Raw genomic sequence first — 17682 nt, 5'->3', positions numbered from 1 at the left:
CATGAGTTATTGGATAAAGTTATTGGCGGCGGTGCTGGTGTTAAGCGCCTGTGGGCCAAAACCTACGACGGAAACAACACCGAGTGCGGCCGCGCCCGCTAGCTTCGAATTTAGCGAGCACATGCGGGTGGCAACGCCAACGACCGATTTACATAGCTTTGCCAATGCTAACCAGGTGTCGACGCCGCATTTGCATTTAAGCTTAAACGTTAACTTTGAAGCAAAACAGTTGTTTGGCTTTGCTGAGTACACGCTAGCTTTTCATAATAAGCGGGGCGAGCCTAAAGCCACTACTTTGGTGCTAGACACTGAGGAGTTATTGATTCAGTACGTAGAAGCCTATAGTAACAATGAATGGGCCATGACGAACTACGAGCTGGGTACCACTGACCCTGTATTAGGTACGCCGCTTATTATTGCGCTGCCGGCAGGCGCTGAGAAGGTAAAAGTTCATTATGCTTCTTCGCCAAACGCCACTGGGCTTGATTGGGTAGACGCCAAGGGTACCGCAGGCGGCGAGCAGCCGTTTTTATATAGCCAGTCGCAGCCCCATTATGCCCGTACTTGGATTCCGATTCAGGACACTCCGGCTTCGCGCTTTACCTTTACCGGCGAGCTGTTTACGCCAGCAAACTTAATTGGTTTGATGGGCGCTAATAATGCACCCAACCCGAAGCGCACGGGCCATTACACATTTGCAAGCCGGCAGCCGATTCCTTCCTACTTAATGGCGTTGGTGGTGGGCGACTTAGACTTTCAAGCTTTGAATGAGCGCATGGCAATTTACGCTGAGCCGAGTGTGTTGGCTGCTGCGGTGGCTGAATTTGGTTATACCACCGACATGATGGCCGCCACGGAAGATATGTTTGGTGCTTATGCTTGGGACCGTTACGACCAAGTGATTTTACCGCCCAGCTTTCCTTTTGGTGGCATGGAAAACCCACAGTTGGCCTTTATTACCCCGACGGCCATTGCTGGCGACCAAAGCTTGGTGGGTTTAATTGCCCACGAGCTGGCCCATTCGTGGTCGGGTAATTTAGTGACCAACGGCACGTGGCGCGATATTTGGTTAAATGAAGGTTTTACTTCGTATGTTGAAAACCGCATTATGGAGCGGGTATACGGCCGCGAGCGGGCATTGATGGAGCGGATGTTAGACGCTCAGGCGTTAGAGCGGTCGTTGCCGAGTATGAGTGAACGTTATCAGGTGATGTATGTGGAACTTGAGCAGCGCGACCCCGACACGGCGTTTACCCGTGTGCCTTATATTAAAGCCCAGCAGTTTTTATACTTTTTAGAAGAGCGCTTTGGCCGTGAAACCTTTGATGCCTTTGTGCGTAATTATTTTGCCGACTTTAGTTTTAAAAGTATTACTACGCCGCAGTTTGAAGTGTATTTAGAGCAGCATTTGCTGGCGCAGAGCCCGGGTGTGGTGTCGGCGGCAGAAGTGCATGAATGGCTGCACGAGCCAGGCTTGCCGGCAACAGCCAGTACGCCAAACGTAGATGTGTTTGATCGGGTTGATGCGGACCAAGCCCGTTGGTTAGCCGGTGAAGCACTAGATATTTCGGCTTGGAGTATTCACGAGCGGCTATATTTTTTACGTAGCTTGCCTACCGAATTAACCCCGGCGCAACTGGCCCGAATGGATATGGAATTTAATTTAACCGCCACGCAAAATAACGAAGTATTAAGCACTTGGTTGGTGGTGGCGATTCGTAATAACTATGAGCCTGCTTTTCCGCGGGTTGAACAAATGTTAACCAGTATGGGGCGTTTATTGTATTTAATGCCTGTGTATAGTGCCTTGGTTGAAACCGAGGCTGGCAAAGAGCTGGCCTTAGCAATTTACCAAGTAGCACGGGCCGGATACCACCAACTGACGAGAGTAGAGGTTGAAGCGCTGTTGGGAGAGTAAATTCTTCTAGTAAGTGTGGTAAGTTATGCTCGCTTAAAAAATAACAACATAGGTGTAAACATGCGTTTGAAGAAACTTGGCCTAACGGGCAAAATTCTGACCGGAATGATAGCTGGTGCAATAGTAGGCTTCATTCTAAACAAGGTTGGTGTTGAAGGCACAGCAATTCAGTCATTGTTGGTTGATGGTGTGTTCCGCCTTATGGGCGATATGTTTATAGCTAGTTTAATGATGCTAGTTGTGCCCTTGGTGTTTTTCTCGTTGGTGGTGGGCACCAGTTCACTGAGCGACCCAGCAATGCTTGGGCGTTTGGGTGGTAAAGCCATATTTTTATACTTGTTAACCACCGCCGTGGCTATTTCCATTGCGCTTATTGTGGCGGTGAAAGTACAGCCAGGCATGGGTATGAACTTAGAGCTACCGCCGGCTGATGCCTTTACCGTTAAAGACGCCCCGCCCTTTATAGACGTATTGCTGAACATGGTGCCGCGTAACCCGGTAGAAGCCATGGCCGAAGGTAATATGCTGCAAATTATTGTGTTCGCATTGCTTTTTGGTGTGGCTATTGCAGTAAGTGGCGAGCCGGGCCAACGCTTAAAGGTGGTGTTTGAAGACGTTAACGACGTGATTATGAAGTTGGTGGTAATGTTGATGTATGTGGCGCCTTACGGGGTGTTCGCATTAATGGCACGAGTGTTTGCCGACTTAGGCCTAGACATGGTGTTGAGCTTAGGCAAGTACTTTGGCACGGTGTTTTTCGTGCTGATTTTCCATGGTTTTGTTATTTACCCCTTAATGTTAAGTGCTATGAGCCGTTTAAACCCACGGCACTTTTTACGTAAAATGATGAATGTGCAAACCTTTGCCTTTAGTATTTCAAGCAGTAACGCCACTATTCCGGTGAACTTAAAAAACGCTGAACAGCGCTTAGGTGTAGACAATTCAGTTGCGTCGTTTACCATTCCGCTGGGTGCCACCATTAATATGGACGGTACCGCTATTATGCAGGGCGTGGCAACGGTGTTTATTGCCCAAATTTATGGCATAGACTTAACCATGACCCAATACCTAATGGTGATTGCTACCGCTACCTTAGCTTCGATTGGTACCGCAGGGGTGCCGGGTGTAGGCTTGATTATGCTGGCTATGGTGTTTCAGCAGGTGGGCTTGCCGGTGGAAGGTATTGCCTTGATTATTGGCGTAGACCGCTTGCTAGACATGACCCGCACCGCCGTTAACGTAACCGGCGACGCTATGGTTACCACCGTTATTGCCAAAAGCGAAGGCAAGCTCGACGAAGAAGTTTACAACGACCCCAAAGCCTAATTTATTGGGGTCAGAACAACTTAACGCTAACCCTTTCCGCATGCTATATGGCCTGCAGAGGTTTGCTTCTGACCCCACAATTAAACTAGGTCGAGGGCTTCGGCGATGTTGCGGACGCCTTGAACTTTCATGCCTTTGGGTGGGTTTTTAGGTACGTTGGCAATGGGCACGATAGCACGGGTAAAGCCGTGCTTGGCCGCTTCGTTTACGCGCTCGGTACCGTTGGGTACGGGGCGAATTTCTCCTGATAACCCCACTTCTCCAAACACAATTAAGTCGCGCGGTAGTTGCTGATCTTTAAAGCTGGAAATAATGGCTAATAACAGGGCTAAGTCGGCACTGGTTTCGGTTATTTTCACGCCACCCACCACGTTTACAAACACGTCTTGGTCGCCTAGAGCTAAACCGCCGTGGCGGTGCAGTACCGCAAGTAACAAGGCCAAGCGGTTTTGTTCGGTACCAACGGCCACTCGGCGTGGGTTGGAAAGCTGGGAGTGGTCGACTAAGGCTTGTATTTCTACCAGTAGTGGCCGCGTGCCTTCCCAAATAACGATAACCACCGAGCCGCTGCCGTGGTCGTCGCCGCGGGACAAGAAAATAGCCGAGGGGTTTTTCACTTCTTTTAAGCCGCTGCCTGTCATGGCAAATACGCCCAGTTCGTTTACTGGACCAAAGCGGTTTTTGGTGCCGCGTAAGGTGCGGTAGCGGCCGTCGGTGTCGCCGTCGAGCATAATGGAACAGTCGATACAGTGTTCGAGTACTTTTGGCCCTGCTAACGAGCCGTCTTTGGTAACATGGCCAACCATAATAATAGCCACGTTGTTTTGTTTGGCGTAGCGGGTTAAATAGGCGGCGGTTTCGCGTACTTGCGCCACGCTGCCCGGTGCCGACTGAATGTCGCTTAAATGCATAACTTGAATGGAGTCGATAACCATAACTCGGGGCTGCTCTTGGTCGGCCAGTTGGCAAATGGTTTCAACGGAGGTTTCAGCCAGCATCATTAGTTTGTCGGCGGGCAGTTTCAGCCGTTGCGCACGCATGGCTACTTGCTGTAATGATTCTTCACCCGTAATGTAGAGAGCAGGCATTTGTTCTGCTAGTAAACACATGGTTTGCAATAGCAGGGTACTTTTGCCCGCACCCGGCGAGCCACCAATTAAAATAGCCGAGCCGGGGACAATACCGCCGCCTAAGACGCGGTCGAGCTCGCTAAACCCACTAGAGAACCGGGGCACTTGCTGTAAATCGACTTCGCTTAAACGTTGCACTTTGGCCTGCACTGCGCCGGCAAAGCCTGAGCGTACATGTTGGCGGGCAGGGCCAGTGCCTAAGCGCACTTCGGTAATAGTGTTCCAAGTATTACAGGCATTACATTGGCCAGCCCAGCGGGGGTAGTCGGCGCCACATTCGGTGCAGACATAAGCGGTTTTTTGTTTGGCTTTGGACATAAGCAGGTAAGCTTCCTATACATACGTGGTGGGTGATTTTCTTGACGGCAAACTATAGACTAACGATTACTGGCCGAAAACAATAATAACAAACGTATTATCGCAGGAAACATCGACAATGGAAGACGTGGTACGCCAACAGCTTATTGAACAACTTAAGCCAATCGTGAACGAGCCTGAGTTCGATAAGATTTTTGCAATGTTAACAACCGACTTGAGCGGGCCTGAGCGCTTTCAACTGAAAGCTAAGCTGCGCAAGCTGGCCACCCCGTGCCCACGGCAAGTGGACTTGCGAAAGCGCGTGGTGGGCGACGTACAGCCCTATACTTACCGCGGGCAAGTGCATTATATGGATCCTATTGCTATTAGTATTTTTGAAGATGGCATTGACCGTTACAACGGCATTTTTACCGAAGACACCTACCATAAAATTCACCAAGCAGAAAACAATATTCGGGTGCTGCAAGAGAAAGAAAAAACCCTTGCACTGGCAGCAAAACGCATGAATGAAAACCTTTCTGAAGCACCCACACCGCAAGATGAAATTCAGCAAAATATGACAGAGCTACAGTTAGAGCAGGGCATTGAAGTGCCTTACTTTACCTTTGGCCGTTATGTGGGGCGGCGCGAAGAGCGCATGAACTACGCAGCACCAGTGTTGGTAACGCTAGGGAAAAAAACCTTTGAGGGAGTTACTTCGGACATTTCTGTGAGCGGTATTCGAGTGCGCTTAAAGGTGTCGAACCAGGTGTTGTCGACGCTAGATTTACGCCATGGAGTAAGCTTAGTGGTGCAGTTTACTGGCTTTACTCAAGAATTTACTCTCGATATTGATGAAGGCGTAATGTACAACCTAATGGCAGTGGACGAGCGGCCGCAAGGCACATATATACGCTTAAAACGTAGTGCAGAACAAGAAAACGATACCTTCGATGCCTTTTTGTCGAAATTTATTGCCGGTTATAAACACAAGTACAAGGTGAACGTTGACAACATTTTCCGTGGCCTAGTGAGCAAGGCCCATGAGCAGCTTTATTTACCCCGTATGGGCGGCGTACCGCTGTTTTTTAAACGGGAAGAAAAACGCATGTTTCCTAAGCTGGCGTTAGAAACGGAAATGAATAGCACCATTTTAGACGGTTGGTTAGACGAGTCGAACCGTTGTGTGGTGGGAGGCTTGTTTTCAGGCCGCCGGTTAGCGGCCCTGATACGGGAAATAAAAGACCAGCCTAAAGCTATTGCTGCAAGAATTATTTATAGCTTCCAAGTATTGCGTAACGGCCAAAGTTACTTTTATTCGGCTTTAGACAGCGAGCTAAACACGGCGGAAACTAGGCGTATTTTCCTAGCCTACGCGAGCCGCCGGGCTCATTTTCGGGTGTATCGCTTTAGCTTTGCTCGGCTAGATATTGGTAAAGCCTGGATACCTTCTACTATTCCTAAAGACGTGGTAGACGCGGAAGGTTTTGATGTGCGGCCACCTTCGCCGGAAGTAATGAAAGAGCTGGAAGGCTTAACCCACGTAGGTTTGCTAACCGAGATTACGCCGTCGGTGGGGCTATATCAGCAGCATGAATACGTGCGCGACGAATTAGGGGTGTTAAATAACTTTATGCACCCGCGCCGGGGTATTCGGTCGTTGATGCGGGCGTCGTTCGACTTTGTGAATCATCGCCATGAAAGACGCTTTAATTATCGCAGTCAAATGCGTATAGAAATTGGTGGTGAAGGGCAGCTAGGAGTAACGCGCGACTTTTCTGTAGGTGGTTTGCAAGTTGAGGTTGAACGGCCGATGCCAATTGTTGCGGGTGACAAGGTGTTTATTAGCCTGCCACAATTGGCAAAAACCTTTACCGATTTTGACTTGCGAAAAATGCCCTACCAAGTAATGAATATTAGTAATGATAAAACCGTGTACCACTTAAAAATGGCGGCTGAACGAGAGCATGTAGGGAAACGCTTTTTTAGTTACTTAATAGACAAGCACCAGCGGGCCTTAAAGCCCCACGAGCAAACGGGTACAGTACACGGCTTAGAGCTTTGTTTGCGCAATTTATATTGCAACGCATTAATGAGTTTGCCGATGTTTTTAAGGAAGCCGCGCAACCAAAAACTTGCCTTGCATAGGGTGGGGTTGTCGCCGCTTGAGGAGCCATTGAAAACCAAAGCGCTGGAAAATGCAGGGCCTGGGTTAGTGAATTTGCAGTCGATTATGTCGGAGCATTTTATTCGCGATACCTTAGAGCAGGCGTGGGCTGACCTTGAGCCGAACAGTCGCCCTTGGCGTGCCACTATTATCATTCGCCGCAACATTGAAAAAAATGCCCTGCGTACTCGCCGTATGTGGTTACTGCCAACGGTGCCAAATTCTGACCATGCTAAAGAAGCGAAAAAGTTTTTAGTTCGCGGCCTAATGGAAGGAGATGTGTACGCCTTGCAGTTTGACCTAATGCGCACAGGGCGCCCAGACACTGAATTTATTGCTAATGAATTTATATACTTGCAAAAATATGCTGGCCACAGAGCAGAAGAAGTAGAAGAGGTAATGTGGAGTATTGCCGGTTTGGTTGACGTAACCCTGGTTACGGAAGAGGTATTAATGCGCTTCAATTTAGCCAAGGCACCTTAAAGCAGCGCGGAACGCTACTGCTGGAATCATTCAATGTGGTACTATTGAGCCTATTCATTTCTTCGTTCGAACAGGAATTGGTTTATTCATGGCGCAATACATATTTAGTATGCAGCGGGTTAGTAAAGTTGTTCCCCCGAAGCGTACCATTTTAAAAGATATTTCTTTAAGCTTTTTCCCGGGTGCTAAAATTGGTGTGCTGGGTTTAAACGGTTCGGGTAAGTCGACCTTGCTGCGCATTATGGCGGGTGTAGACAAAGAGTTTGAGGGTGAAGCTATACCACAGGCGGGTATTAAAATTGGTTACCTACCACAAGAGCCGGTGCTTGACCCAACTAAAACCGTACGTGAAATTGTTGAAGAAGCCGTAGCTGAAGTGGCTAATGCATTAACCGAACTAGACAGTGTGTACACTGCCTATGCAGAAGAAGGTGCCGACTTTGACGCCCTAGCCAAACGCCAAGGCGAATTAGAAGCCATTATTCAAGCCCACGACGGCCATAACCTTGATAACGCCCTTGAGCGCGCGGCGAACGCCTTACGCCTACCCCCTTGGGACGCTTCCATTGAACATCTTTCTGGTGGTGAGCGCCGCCGGGTAGCTATTTGTCGGTTGCTGTTAGAAAAGCCAGACATGTTGCTGCTCGACGAGCCTACTAACCACTTAGACGCTGAGTCGGTGGCTTGGTTAGAGCGCTTCTTGCACGACTATGAAGGCACTGTGGTAGCCATTACCCACGACCGTTACTTCCTCGATAACGTAGCTGGCTGGATTCTTGAATTAGACCGTGGCCATGGTATTCCGTGGGAAGGCAACTATTCAAGCTGGCTAGAGCAAAAAGACGCCCGTTTGAAGCAAGAAGAGCGCACTGAAGTAGCCCGCCAGAAGTCGATTCAAAAAGAACTTGAATGGGTACGTGAAAACCCCAAAGGCCGCCAAGCGAAAAGTAAAGCGCGGCTGGCGCGTTTTGAAGAGCTACAAAGTTCGGATCACCAAGCGCGTAACGAAACCAATGAAATGTTTATTCCACCTGGCCCACGCTTAGGCGACAAGGTGGTAGAGGTGAATGGCTTAAGTAAAAGTTATGGCGACCGGCTACTCATTGATAACCTAAGCTTTAGTATGCCCAAGGGCGCTATTGTGGGCATTATTGGTCCGAACGGGGCGGGTAAGTCGACCTTGTTCCGTATGATTAACGGCATGGAGCAGCCTGATTCGGGCACCATAGAGTTGGGTGAAACCGTGAAGTTGGCGTCGGTTGATCAGTTCCGTGACGACATGGACCCAAAGAAAACCGTGTGGCAAGAAATTTCGGAAGGCCATGAAATTCTAAAAATTGGCAACTACGAAATTCCTAGCCGTGCTTATGTAGGGCGTTTTAACTTCCGTGGCAACGACCAGCAAAAATTTGTTGGCGAACTTTCCGGTGGTGAGCGTAACCGCGTGCACCTAGCTAAGCTATTAAAAGCAGGCGGTAACTTACTATTATTAGACGAACCAACCAACGACCTTGATATTGAAACCTTACGGGCCTTGGAAGAAGCCTTATTGGAGTTTCCGGGCGCGGCTATGGTGATATCGCACGACCGTTGGTTCTTAGACCGTATAGCTACCCATATTCTTGACTACCGCGACGAAGGTGAAGTGACTTTCTACGAGGGTAACTACAGTGAGTATGAGGCCTATATGAAGAAAACCTATGGCGCGGACGCAATGGAGCCGCACCGTATTAAGTATAAGCGTATTGCCAAGTAAGCTAGGGCTGCGTTTGTTTTTAAAGCTTGCGCTTAGGCGGTATACTTTAAGCGCAAGACCCATTCTTTTTGTTTAAGTTAGGAGTACGCATGCAAAGCCGTAATACCTCTATTGCTGAGTTCGACCCAGAATTATGGGCTGCAATGCAAGCTGAAGATAAGCGTCAAGAAGAGCATATTGAGCTGATTGCATCTGAAAACTACGTAAGCCGCGCGGTGCTTGAAGCACAGGGTTCGCAGCTAACGAATAAATACGCAGAAGGCTACCCGGGCAAGCGTTATTACGGTGGTTGCGAGTTTGTTGATATTGCCGAAAACTTAGCCATAGACCGTGCCAAAGAGCTGTTTTCAGCTGCTTACGCCAACGTACAACCCCATTCGGGTTCACAAGCAAACACCGCGGCCTTTATGGCGTTAGTGAATGCAGGCGACACCATTTTAGGTATGAGCTTGGCCCACGGCGGCCACTTAACCCATGGTTCGTCGGTGAATTTTTCGGGTAAAAACTATAATGCGGTGCAGTATGGTTTAGACCCTGAAACCGGTGACATTAACTATGCGGAAGTAGCTGAGCTAGCCCGTAAGCATAAGCCGAAAATGATTATTGCTGGTTTCTCGGCGTTTTCTGGGGTGATTGACTGGAAAAAGTTCCGCGATATTGCAGACGAAGTAGGTGCTTACTTTTTAGTAGATATGGCTCACGTAGCTGGTTTAGTTGCTGCGGGCTTATACCCGAACCCGGTACCTTATGCCGACGTAGTAACCACTACCACCCATAAAACCTTGGCTGGCCCACGTAGCGGCATGATTCTTTCAGGTAAAGACGACCCAGAATTACACAAACGCCTAAACAGTGCGGTGTTCCCTGGTAACCAAGGTGGCCCATTAATGCACGTGATTGCTGCCAAAGCAGTGGCGTTCAAAGAAGCCTTAGCGCCTGAATTCAAGGTGTACCAACAGCAAGTGCTAGACAACGCCAAAGCCATGGTAAAAGTGCTGCAAAGTCGTGGCTACGACATTGTGTCGAACGGTACAGAAAACCATTTGTTTTTGGTTGACCTGATTAAGAAAGATATTACCGGTAAAGACGCCGATGCCGCTTTAGGCCGCGCCTTTATTACTGTGAATAAAAACTCGGTGCCAAACGACCCGCGTTCGCCGTTTGTTACGTCTGGCTTGCGTTTAGGTACCCCAGCTATTACTCGCCGTGGCTTTAAAGTTGCGGAAGCCGAGCAAGTAGCCAACTGGATTGCCGACGTGTTAGACAACCTAGGCGACGAAAGCGTTGAAGCCCGTGTACGTGACGAAGTAAAAGCACTGTGTGCGCGCTTCCCAGTATACGGCTAAGCTTCTATACTGTGTGTAAGTAGGGGGCAGCCTTTGCCCCCTTTTTTTAACAGTAAAACCCTTATGGGTGGCCATTAAAGTAAGGAGAGCGTTTTGCATTGTCCATTTTGTAATATGCAAGATACCAAAGTCATTGACTCGCGTTTAGTAACCGACGGCATGTCGGTGCGCAGGCGGCGTGAATGTACGGCATGCAAGGAACGTTTTACTACTTTTGAGTCGGCTGAATTGGTTATGCCTCGCGTGGTGAAAACTAATGGTGCCCGCGAGCCCTTTAATGAAGACAAATTACGTGCTGGTTTATTGCGGGCTTTAGAAAAACGCCCGGTAAGTATGGAAGCGATTGAAAAAAATGTGAATTCAATTAAGTCGGCGCTGCGGGCCACCGGCGAGCGCGAAGTGTCGAGTAAACATATTGGCAACCTAGTAATGGAAGCCTTAAAGCAGCTCGACAAAGTGGCTTATATTCGTTTTGCTTCGGTGTATAGGTCGTTTGAAAATTTAGGTGAGTTTGGCGAAGAAATAGCCAGGCTTGACGACTAATATGAATACCATACTGCCCCACGACACTCACCACATGCAGCGGGCGCTAGTGTTAGCGCGCCGTGGCCGATTTACTACTCACCCGAACCCTAATGTGGGCTGCGTTATTATTAATGCGGCGGGCGCTGTGGTGGGCGAAGGTTGGCATGTGCGAGCGGGTGAAGCCCATGCGGAAGTGCATGCGTTACGCGCCGCCGGAGAACAAGCCCGAGGCGGCACCGCGTATGTAACACTAGAGCCCTGTAGCCACCAAGGGCGTACGCCGCCTTGTGCCGACGCGCTGATTGCCGCCGGCTTAAAGCGGGTGGTGGTGGCGATGGAAGATCCCTTTGCGGCGGTGTCTGGGCGAGGTATAGAAAAACTACGGAACGCTGGCATTGAGGTGTTTGTTGGCGTAGAAGCCCGTGCCGCAGCGAAATTAAATAAAGGTTTTATGCATTGCTGTAAAACCGGCCTACCTTTAGTGCAAGTAAAGCTAGCGGCAAGTATTGATGGCCGTACAGCCTTAGCTAGTGGTGAAAGCAAATGGATTACCGGGCCTCAAGCCCGTGCCGACGTGCAATTAGGGCGGGCGTTGGCGGGTGCCATTTTAACCGGTGCTGACACGGTTATTTACGACAACCCACGCTTAAATGTGCGTATAAATGAAATGCCGCCAGACGTGTTTTCGCCGGCCGTAAGCAAAGCCGACCGTTGCGTGCAGCAACCTATTCGGGTGGTGATTGACAGCTTAGGCCGAGTGCCACTAAACGCTGGTATATTCGACGACGGGGTGCCGGTTTATTTGGTTCGTACCCGACCCTTAGGGCTTAACTACCCAGCCCATGTGCAAGAGCTTATTGTGCCTGATCGGCACGGTAAAGTAGACTTAAAAGCGTTGTTAAAAACGCTGGCAAAAATGAATGTTCATACCGTGTGGTGTGAAGCTGGCCACCAATTGGCGGGCGCTTTAGTAGGGCAGCAGTTAGCCAATGAGCTGTGGCTTTATATTGGCCCCAAACTAATGGGCCAAGGTGCGCAGCCAATGCTGGCGCTGCCACAATACGACAGTATGGCTGAGGTACCGCAATTGCATTTGCAAGAGGTACAACCCATAGGCCACGACGTAAAACTAATTTATGTATGTAAACAAGCGAACACAAACCAAGGAGTAACCCGAGTATGAGTACACTGAACACCACTGCTGAGATTATTGAAGATATAAAAGCGGGCAAAATGGTGATTCTTATGGACGATGAAGACCGGGAAAACGAGGGCGACCTAATTATGGCGGCCGAGTGTGTGACCCCCGAAGCCATTAACTTTATGGCCCGTTATGGCCGTGGGCTAATTTGCTTAACGCTAACGGCAGAGCGTTGTCAGCAGTTACGTTTACCCTTAATGGTGGGGCAAAACAATTCGCCTTACGCCACTAACTTCACCGTGTCGATTGAGGCCACTGAAGGCGTAACCACAGGTATTTCAGCGGCCGATAGGGCCACCACCGTTTTGGCTGCGGTAGCAAAAGACGCCAAGCCTTCAGACTTAGTGATGCCAGGGCATATTTTTCCATTAAAGGCCCGTGAAGGCGGGGTGCTAAACCGCGCTGGGCATACGGAAGCAGGTTGTGACTTAGCCAAATTGGCTGGCTTAGAGCCGGCAGCAGTTATAGTTGAAATACTCAATGAAGACGGCACCATGGCGCGCCGCGCAGATTTAGAAAAGTTTGCCGCAGAGCATGGTATTAAAATGGGTACTATTGCCGACTTAATTGAGTACCGCTCGCTAACCGAGCATACCGTAGAGCGGGTGGCGCAATGTCGCTTACCTACTAGTTATGGCGAATTTGATTGTGTGACTTACCAAGACACGGTAGATGGCCAAGTTCATTTTGCGTTAGTTAATGGTGCTATTGAAGGGAACCAACCGACTATGGTTCGGGTCCATTTACAGGACACCTTTAACGACTTGTTGGCGACAGACCGTGCCACTCGACGTAGCTGGCCTTTATATCGCGCTATGCGCAAAATTGCCGAAGAAGGTGGTGTGTTGGTGTTACTGGGCCGGCAGCAAAGTCCGAAAGACTTAATAGAGCAAGTGCGCCACTTTGAAGCAGAAGACAAAGGCGGTACTGGACCAAAGGCGACCTTGTCGAATCAGTCTCGAAATGTGGGGGTTGGTTCGCAAATATTGTCGAATTTAGGCGTGGGTAAAATGCGTTTGTTAAGTTCACCGAAAAAATACTCGTCGCTGTCGGGCTTTGGCTTAGAAATTGTCGAGTTTATTGAAGATACTCATTAAAAAAACGAAGGAATTAATTATGGCTTTAAAGTATGGCAGCCTGGCTGCATTACTAGTGGTATTGCTAACAGGGTGTGGTTCGTCGGACGATGTTTTCGGTGGCGGCGGTGATGGTGGCGGCGACACTGGTGGCGACGGCGGTAGTACAGGTAACTTAAGTTGTTCGGCAGCTACCTTACCTATTACGAGTATTCAAGGTACCGGTGCAAGCAGCCCTAAGTTAGGTGAAACGGTAACTGTTAGTGGTGTAGTACATGCGGAGTTTTTAGGCGCCAAACGCTTAAATGGTTTTTATATTCAAGCGAACAAAGCTAATTTTGATAATGCTGCAACGGCCTCGCAAGGCTTGTTTATTCACCACCCAGCGCAAACTACCATTCGTATTGGCCAAGAAGTGGTGGTGCGTGGGGTAGTGCAGGAAAGTAATGGCAATACCCAAATTGGTGCGGTAGAAGCTATTGCTGCCTGTAAAACGGGTAATACTATTGTGTATTCAGACATTAAGTTTCCGATTGACAGCATTGCTAGCTTAGACCGTTATGAAGGCATGGCAGTTCGTTTAGCGGGTGTTGAATATGTTACTGACCATGAAAATTTAGCTGAGGAAGGTGAGCTGTTACTGGCCACTGAAGTATTAAGTTACCCAACGGAAGTAATGGCACCAGGTAGTGCAGCAAATACCTATGCGGAGCGCTATAAACTTATGTCGTTGGTGTTAGATGACGGCTCTTTTGTTGAAAACCCAGAGTCGGTTATTTACCCTGCGCCAGAATTACTTTCGTACAACCCAGTGCGCATAGGCGACCGAGTACTTGGCTTACAAGGTGTGTTAGCGAAAAAAGATGGTGTGTATCGGTTACACCCTTCCGAAGTACCAACCTTTGTGCCTACCAACCATCGGCCGGCAAAACCCAAAGTGGGCGAAGTAGAAGGTGTTGATGAGCCGCCAAGAGATGCCAATGAATTTCGGGTAGCGACCATAAACTTATGGCAATACATACCAGGTACCCATAGCTTTAGCCGCCAGCGGCCGAAAATTCAGGCCTTGTTTAGTGGTTTAGATGCAGATGTATATGTACTGCAAGAGCTGCCAAACAATGGTACGGGCCCAGCCAGTGGTATTGTTGACTTAGTAAATATGCTTAACGAAGCTGAAGAAGGCACCCCTTATGCGTTTGTTGAATTTGCAGCAGGCCCATTAGGCAACGACGATGAAACTAATGGTATTGTGTACCGCCAAGATCGCGTTAGCCAAGCCGGAGTGGCAGCAGCGTTAACAAGCGGCCATTTTAACGGTGATTTGAACCAGCCCGCTGTAGCACAAACCTTTACCCATATTGTTTCGGGCAAGGGTTTTACTGTGGTTGGTAACCAATTTGCAGAGCGTGATTGTGACGATGACAATAACGCCAGCGAATTACTTAAGAATCATGGCGACGGCCAAGCCTGTGCAAGTTTAGCACGCCGCGAAGCAACGCAAACATTATTGAATTGGCTTGCCACGAACCCCACTGGTAATAGTGCGGCGCCAGTGGTTATTGCCGGTGACTTTAATGCTTATACTTTAGAAGATCCTGCTCGCTTAATTAAAGCAGCTGGTTACTTTAATGCGGCAGAAACTTTGGCTGTTAAGCCTTATACAACGGTTGAAGAGGGTATGGTTGGTTCGCTCGACCATATTTTTGTAGCCAGTAGTATTCGCAATGCGGTGGTTGCTGCCGATACGTGGAAAGTGAATGCCGACGAGCCAGAGGCGTTTAACTATGAAATTAATGGCAAGACTTACCGCCACCAGAACGTTTGGTATCAAGAAGATATGTACCGTTCGGTAGAGCGTAACCCAGTGGTGATTGCGGTAGACACCGGGTTAATTAACTAAACCTGAGTAATTTCTTTCCATAGCATGGTATTCACCGGGGTCGGCACCTTATGTTGCCGACCTTTTTTATGCACGAAACCATTTAAATAGTCGATTTCTGTTGGTCGCTGGGCGCGTAGGTCTTGCAACATTGAGTTGATGTTTTTAGCCGTGGCTTGAATAACCTGCTGGACTTGCGCTAGAAGTTCGCTGGCGCTAACGGGCAAGTTTAATTCTGCGGCCATTACTGCGGCAACTTCTTCACACACGGCTTGCAACTGGCCTTGGTATTGCGGGGCCTGTAATTCACCATTGGGTGCGTTGGCAAGGGCGGCAAGGGGGTTAATAGCGCAATTGATAGCTAATTTGTGCCAGCGGCGCAGGGCAATGTTGGTGTGCCACTCGGCAGGGGGCAAGGCGTTGGCGAACAGCGGCCACCAAGTGGGCGCTGTGGGTCGTGGGCTGGAGTGCCGAAAGCCCAGCCAGCTTTGGCCTAGGCCGCTGTGTTCTGTGTGCTGGGGTGAATGTCGCCAACCGCCGTGAGTAGTAACCCAGTCGATTAATTGAGTGGGGTTTAACTGTTGCAACATGGCTTCAGCGGCGCCTAAACCGTTATGGCTAATAATAATGTGTTGGGCCTGCTGTAGTGCAGGGCCATGGGCGCTTAGGGCGTCTTCTAGTTGCCATGCTTTTACCGCAAACACCCAAACGGCTTGTGGGGGAATTAGCTGCAGCGAATGGGCCGTATGGGTTTTAATGGGCGCAGAAAATTCCGTATGGCCAGTAACTATTAACTGCATTGGCTGACTTTCGGCAGGGCTACGCAGTACAAAATGCACCGATTGGCCTTGCTGAATTAAGCGCGCACCTAAAATGCTGCCGACAGCGCCGGTGCCAACAATAACCCAGCTGGGTGCAGTTACAGAAGCTTGGCTCATGGGGTGTCCTTGTTGTGGTGGTCGTATTCTCGCTGGCGGCCTTCGGCTTCAAGGCGCTGAATGGGTTTACGGATGTTCCATAAAAATAGCAAACTAGGTAATACCATTAGCGTAGTGAGCACAAAAAACAGTGCCCAGTTGCCGTCGAGGTAGTCAACCAAGGCACCGGAATAGCTACCTAGCAAGGTACGACCAAGGGTGGCGATAGACGCCATAAGGGCATACTGCGAAGCGGTAAAGGCACGGTTGGTCATTAGGCTAATTAAAGCCACAAAAGCTACCGTAGACCAAGCAGAGGTAAAGCCGTCGACCACCACGGCGGCGGTAAGAAGTGGCACGCTAGGACCAGTAACAGCAAGGACGGCAAAGAATAAATTGCTTAAGGCCATGGCCGAGCCACCAATAAATAAGCCTTTAACAATGCCGGCGCGCATGGTGACATAACTACCAATAAGTGAGAACACAATGGTGATCCACCAGTTGAGTAGTTTGGAATAAAGCCCAATTTGCTGGTTGGTAAAGCCCACTTCTTGATAGAACACAATAGACATACGGCCAAGAAAGGCTTCGCCCACTTTAAATAACAGCACAAATAATAAAATAGACAGGGCAAAGCTCACACCATTACGGCGGAAAAATTCGGCTAGGGGTTCGATCATGGTAACAATAAGCCAGGCGGCCATACGGTGCTGAATACGAATACGGGCGTTGTCGATAGTGTTCATAGTGATCAAACCGAGGCTTTTTTGTTCGAGCGCCATGAGGCTGCGCACCATTGCCACCACTAAGCCGAGTTGCATAGCGCCCCAAACAAGCCATAAATTACGACTGGCTTCGCCCATTTGGGTAATAGCCAACGCCAGCAAGGTAATAACGGCAAAGCCAATAACCGGCAAGCTAAGGGAAAGTAGGGGGCGGCTTAGGGCAACGGCCAGGTAACTTTGTTCGGCTTCATGTTGCAGTTGGGCGCGGTTTGTAACGGGCTCGCGGGCTAACCACACGCCAGCCATTAGTAGCACCATAACCATGGCTAAACCTTTGTATATGGTGGGCCAGTTCCAGCCGGGGAGTTCACTTAAAAAGAATGGAATGCTGCCGATGGCGGCAAAACCTGTCCACCACCCTGAAGTGGCCATAGCTGCTGCAGCCGACTGCACGCCACTTTCGTATTCGCCAATAGAGTCGATACGGTAGGCGTCGATGGCGATGTCTTGGGTGGCAGAAAAAGTGGCAATAGCTAATGCAATAAGGCCTGCGGTGGTTAGTGAATGAATTTCAAAATTTATGAACGACAGGGCAAAGCAGGTTATTGCCAAGCCTATTTGGCAAAATAAAATCCAGCTACGACGTTGCCCTAACCAGCGACTAAGTAAGGGTATTTTTAGCCTGTCGATAAGTGGCGACCATAAAAAGTTTATTGAATACATAACATACACAGCACCAAAATAGCCAATGGCGCTGCGGGTCATGCCGGCTTCGTTGAGCCAGGCCGACATGGACGAGCCGATCATTACCCAAGGGTAACCACTGGCCATGCCGAGCAAAAAAATAGTGAGCAGGCGACGCTGAGTGTAAAATCGAACAATGTTCATAATGCCGCGAGGGGCTTGGTGCTGTGCCATTGGCAGGCGTTCCTGTTA

The 17682-nt window shown here is 49.3% G+C and carries 12 protein-coding genes; 9 read left to right on the top strand and 3 right to left on the bottom strand.

Annotated elements, in window-relative coordinates:
• Position 1 precedes the first annotated feature (1 nt).
• Together M1L23_RS01910 and M1L23_RS01905 are read left to right on the top strand one after the other, a co-directional pair.
• Positions 2-1918, top strand: coding sequence for a M1 family metallopeptidase (locus M1L23_RS01910; protein ID WP_252625338.1), 1917 nt, complete (start codon positions 2-4; stop codon positions 1916-1918).
• A gap of 60 nt (positions 1919-1978) precedes the next feature.
• Positions 1979-3244 carry a dicarboxylate/amino acid:cation symporter gene (locus M1L23_RS01905; RefSeq protein ID WP_252625337.1) on the top strand — a complete coding sequence of 422 codons (1266 nt, stop codon included), beginning with the start codon at positions 1979-1981 and terminating at the stop codon, positions 3242-3244.
• Positions 3245-3324: 80 nt separating this feature from the next.
• Here M1L23_RS01905 and radA read toward each other — a convergent pair whose 3' ends face one another.
• Positions 3325-4692 carry a DNA repair protein RadA gene (gene radA, locus M1L23_RS01900; RefSeq protein WP_252625336.1) on the bottom strand — a complete coding sequence of 456 codons (1368 nt, stop codon included), beginning with the start codon at positions 4690-4692 and terminating at the stop codon, positions 3325-3327.
• A 118-nt stretch (positions 4693-4810) separates the two neighbouring features.
• Between radA and M1L23_RS01895 the strand changes: the two genes are divergently transcribed.
• From M1L23_RS01895 to M1L23_RS01865, 7 genes are all read left to right on the top strand, one after another.
• Positions 4811-7321 (top strand): PilZ domain-containing protein, encoded by a 2511-nt coding sequence (locus M1L23_RS01895; protein ID WP_252625335.1) that lies wholly within the window; start codon positions 4811-4813, stop codon positions 7319-7321.
• An 88-nt stretch (positions 7322-7409) separates the two neighbouring features.
• Complete coding sequence (gene ettA, locus M1L23_RS01890) at positions 7410-9077, top strand: energy-dependent translational throttle protein EttA (protein ID WP_252625334.1); 1668 nt, start codon at positions 7410-7412, stop codon at positions 9075-9077.
• A gap of 89 nt (positions 9078-9166) precedes the next feature.
• Positions 9167-10423, top strand: coding sequence for a serine hydroxymethyltransferase (gene glyA, locus M1L23_RS01885; RefSeq protein ID WP_252625333.1), 1257 nt, complete (start codon positions 9167-9169; stop codon positions 10421-10423).
• 93 nt (positions 10424-10516) lie between these two features.
• Entirely contained in the window at positions 10517-10966 is a 450-nt protein-coding gene (gene nrdR, locus M1L23_RS01880; protein WP_252625332.1) for a transcriptional regulator NrdR, read from the top strand.
• A gap of 1 nt (position 10967) precedes the next feature.
• On the top strand, positions 10968-12131 hold the full coding sequence (gene ribD / locus M1L23_RS01875; RefSeq protein ID WP_252625331.1) for a bifunctional diaminohydroxyphosphoribosylaminopyrimidine deaminase/5-amino-6-(5-phosphoribosylamino)uracil reductase RibD: 1164 nt from the start codon (positions 10968-10970) through the stop codon (positions 12129-12131).
• Positions 12128-13246 (top strand): bifunctional 3,4-dihydroxy-2-butanone-4-phosphate synthase/GTP cyclohydrolase II, encoded by a 1119-nt coding sequence (gene ribBA / locus M1L23_RS01870; RefSeq protein ID WP_252625330.1) that lies wholly within the window; start codon positions 12128-12130, stop codon positions 13244-13246. The genes ribD and ribBA overlap by 4 nt, the downstream gene beginning before the upstream one ends.
• Before the next feature lie 19 nt (positions 13247-13265).
• Complete coding sequence (locus M1L23_RS01865; RefSeq protein ID WP_252625329.1) at positions 13266-15125, top strand: ExeM/NucH family extracellular endonuclease; 1860 nt, start codon at positions 13266-13268, stop codon at positions 15123-15125.
• On the opposite strand, the gene M1L23_RS01860 is transcribed toward M1L23_RS01865, so the two are convergent.
• A complete protein-coding gene (locus M1L23_RS01860) occupies positions 15122-16042 on the bottom strand; it encodes a ketopantoate reductase family protein (protein ID WP_252625328.1) in 921 nt (306 codons plus the stop codon). The genes M1L23_RS01865 and M1L23_RS01860 overlap by 4 nt on opposite strands.
• Complete coding sequence (locus M1L23_RS01855) at positions 16039-17664, bottom strand: AmpG family muropeptide MFS transporter (RefSeq protein WP_252625327.1); 1626 nt, start codon at positions 17662-17664, stop codon at positions 16039-16041. Before M1L23_RS01855 ends, M1L23_RS01860 begins: the two co-directional genes overlap by 4 nt.
• Positions 17665-17682 lie beyond the last annotated feature (18 nt).

This window comes from Aliidiomarina quisquiliarum, assembly GCF_023922585.1.
In the GTDB taxonomy this organism is placed as follows: domain Bacteria; phylum Pseudomonadota; class Gammaproteobacteria; order Enterobacterales; family Alteromonadaceae; genus Aliidiomarina; species Aliidiomarina quisquiliarum.
This window is presented reverse-complemented; position numbering and strand designations above follow the sequence as displayed.

Coding starts and splice junctions, on each gene's coding strand:
- M1L23_RS01860 (WP_252625328.1), bottom strand. CDS start 16,042: ATGAGCCAAGCTTCTGTAACTGCACCCAGCTGGGTTATTGTTGGCACC.
- glyA (WP_252625333.1), top strand. CDS start 9,167: ATGCAAAGCCGTAATACCTCTATTGCTGAGTTCGACCCAGAATTATGG.
- M1L23_RS01855 (WP_252625327.1), bottom strand. CDS start 17,664: ATGGCACAGCACCAAGCCCCTCGCGGCATTATGAACATTGTTCGATTT.
- ettA (WP_252625334.1), top strand. CDS start 7,410: ATGGCGCAATACATATTTAGTATGCAGCGGGTTAGTAAAGTTGTTCCC.
- ribD (WP_252625331.1), top strand. CDS start 10,968: ATGAATACCATACTGCCCCACGACACTCACCACATGCAGCGGGCGCTA.
- M1L23_RS01910 (WP_252625338.1), top strand. CDS start 2: ATGAGTTATTGGATAAAGTTATTGGCGGCGGTGCTGGTGTTAAGCGCC.
- ribBA (WP_252625330.1), top strand. CDS start 12,128: ATGAGTACACTGAACACCACTGCTGAGATTATTGAAGATATAAAAGCG.
- M1L23_RS01865 (WP_252625329.1), top strand. CDS start 13,266: ATGGCTTTAAAGTATGGCAGCCTGGCTGCATTACTAGTGGTATTGCTA.
- M1L23_RS01895 (WP_252625335.1), top strand. CDS start 4,811: ATGGAAGACGTGGTACGCCAACAGCTTATTGAACAACTTAAGCCAATC.
- M1L23_RS01905 (WP_252625337.1), top strand. CDS start 1,979: ATGCGTTTGAAGAAACTTGGCCTAACGGGCAAAATTCTGACCGGAATG.
- radA (WP_252625336.1), bottom strand. CDS start 4,692: ATGTCCAAAGCCAAACAAAAAACCGCTTATGTCTGCACCGAATGTGGC.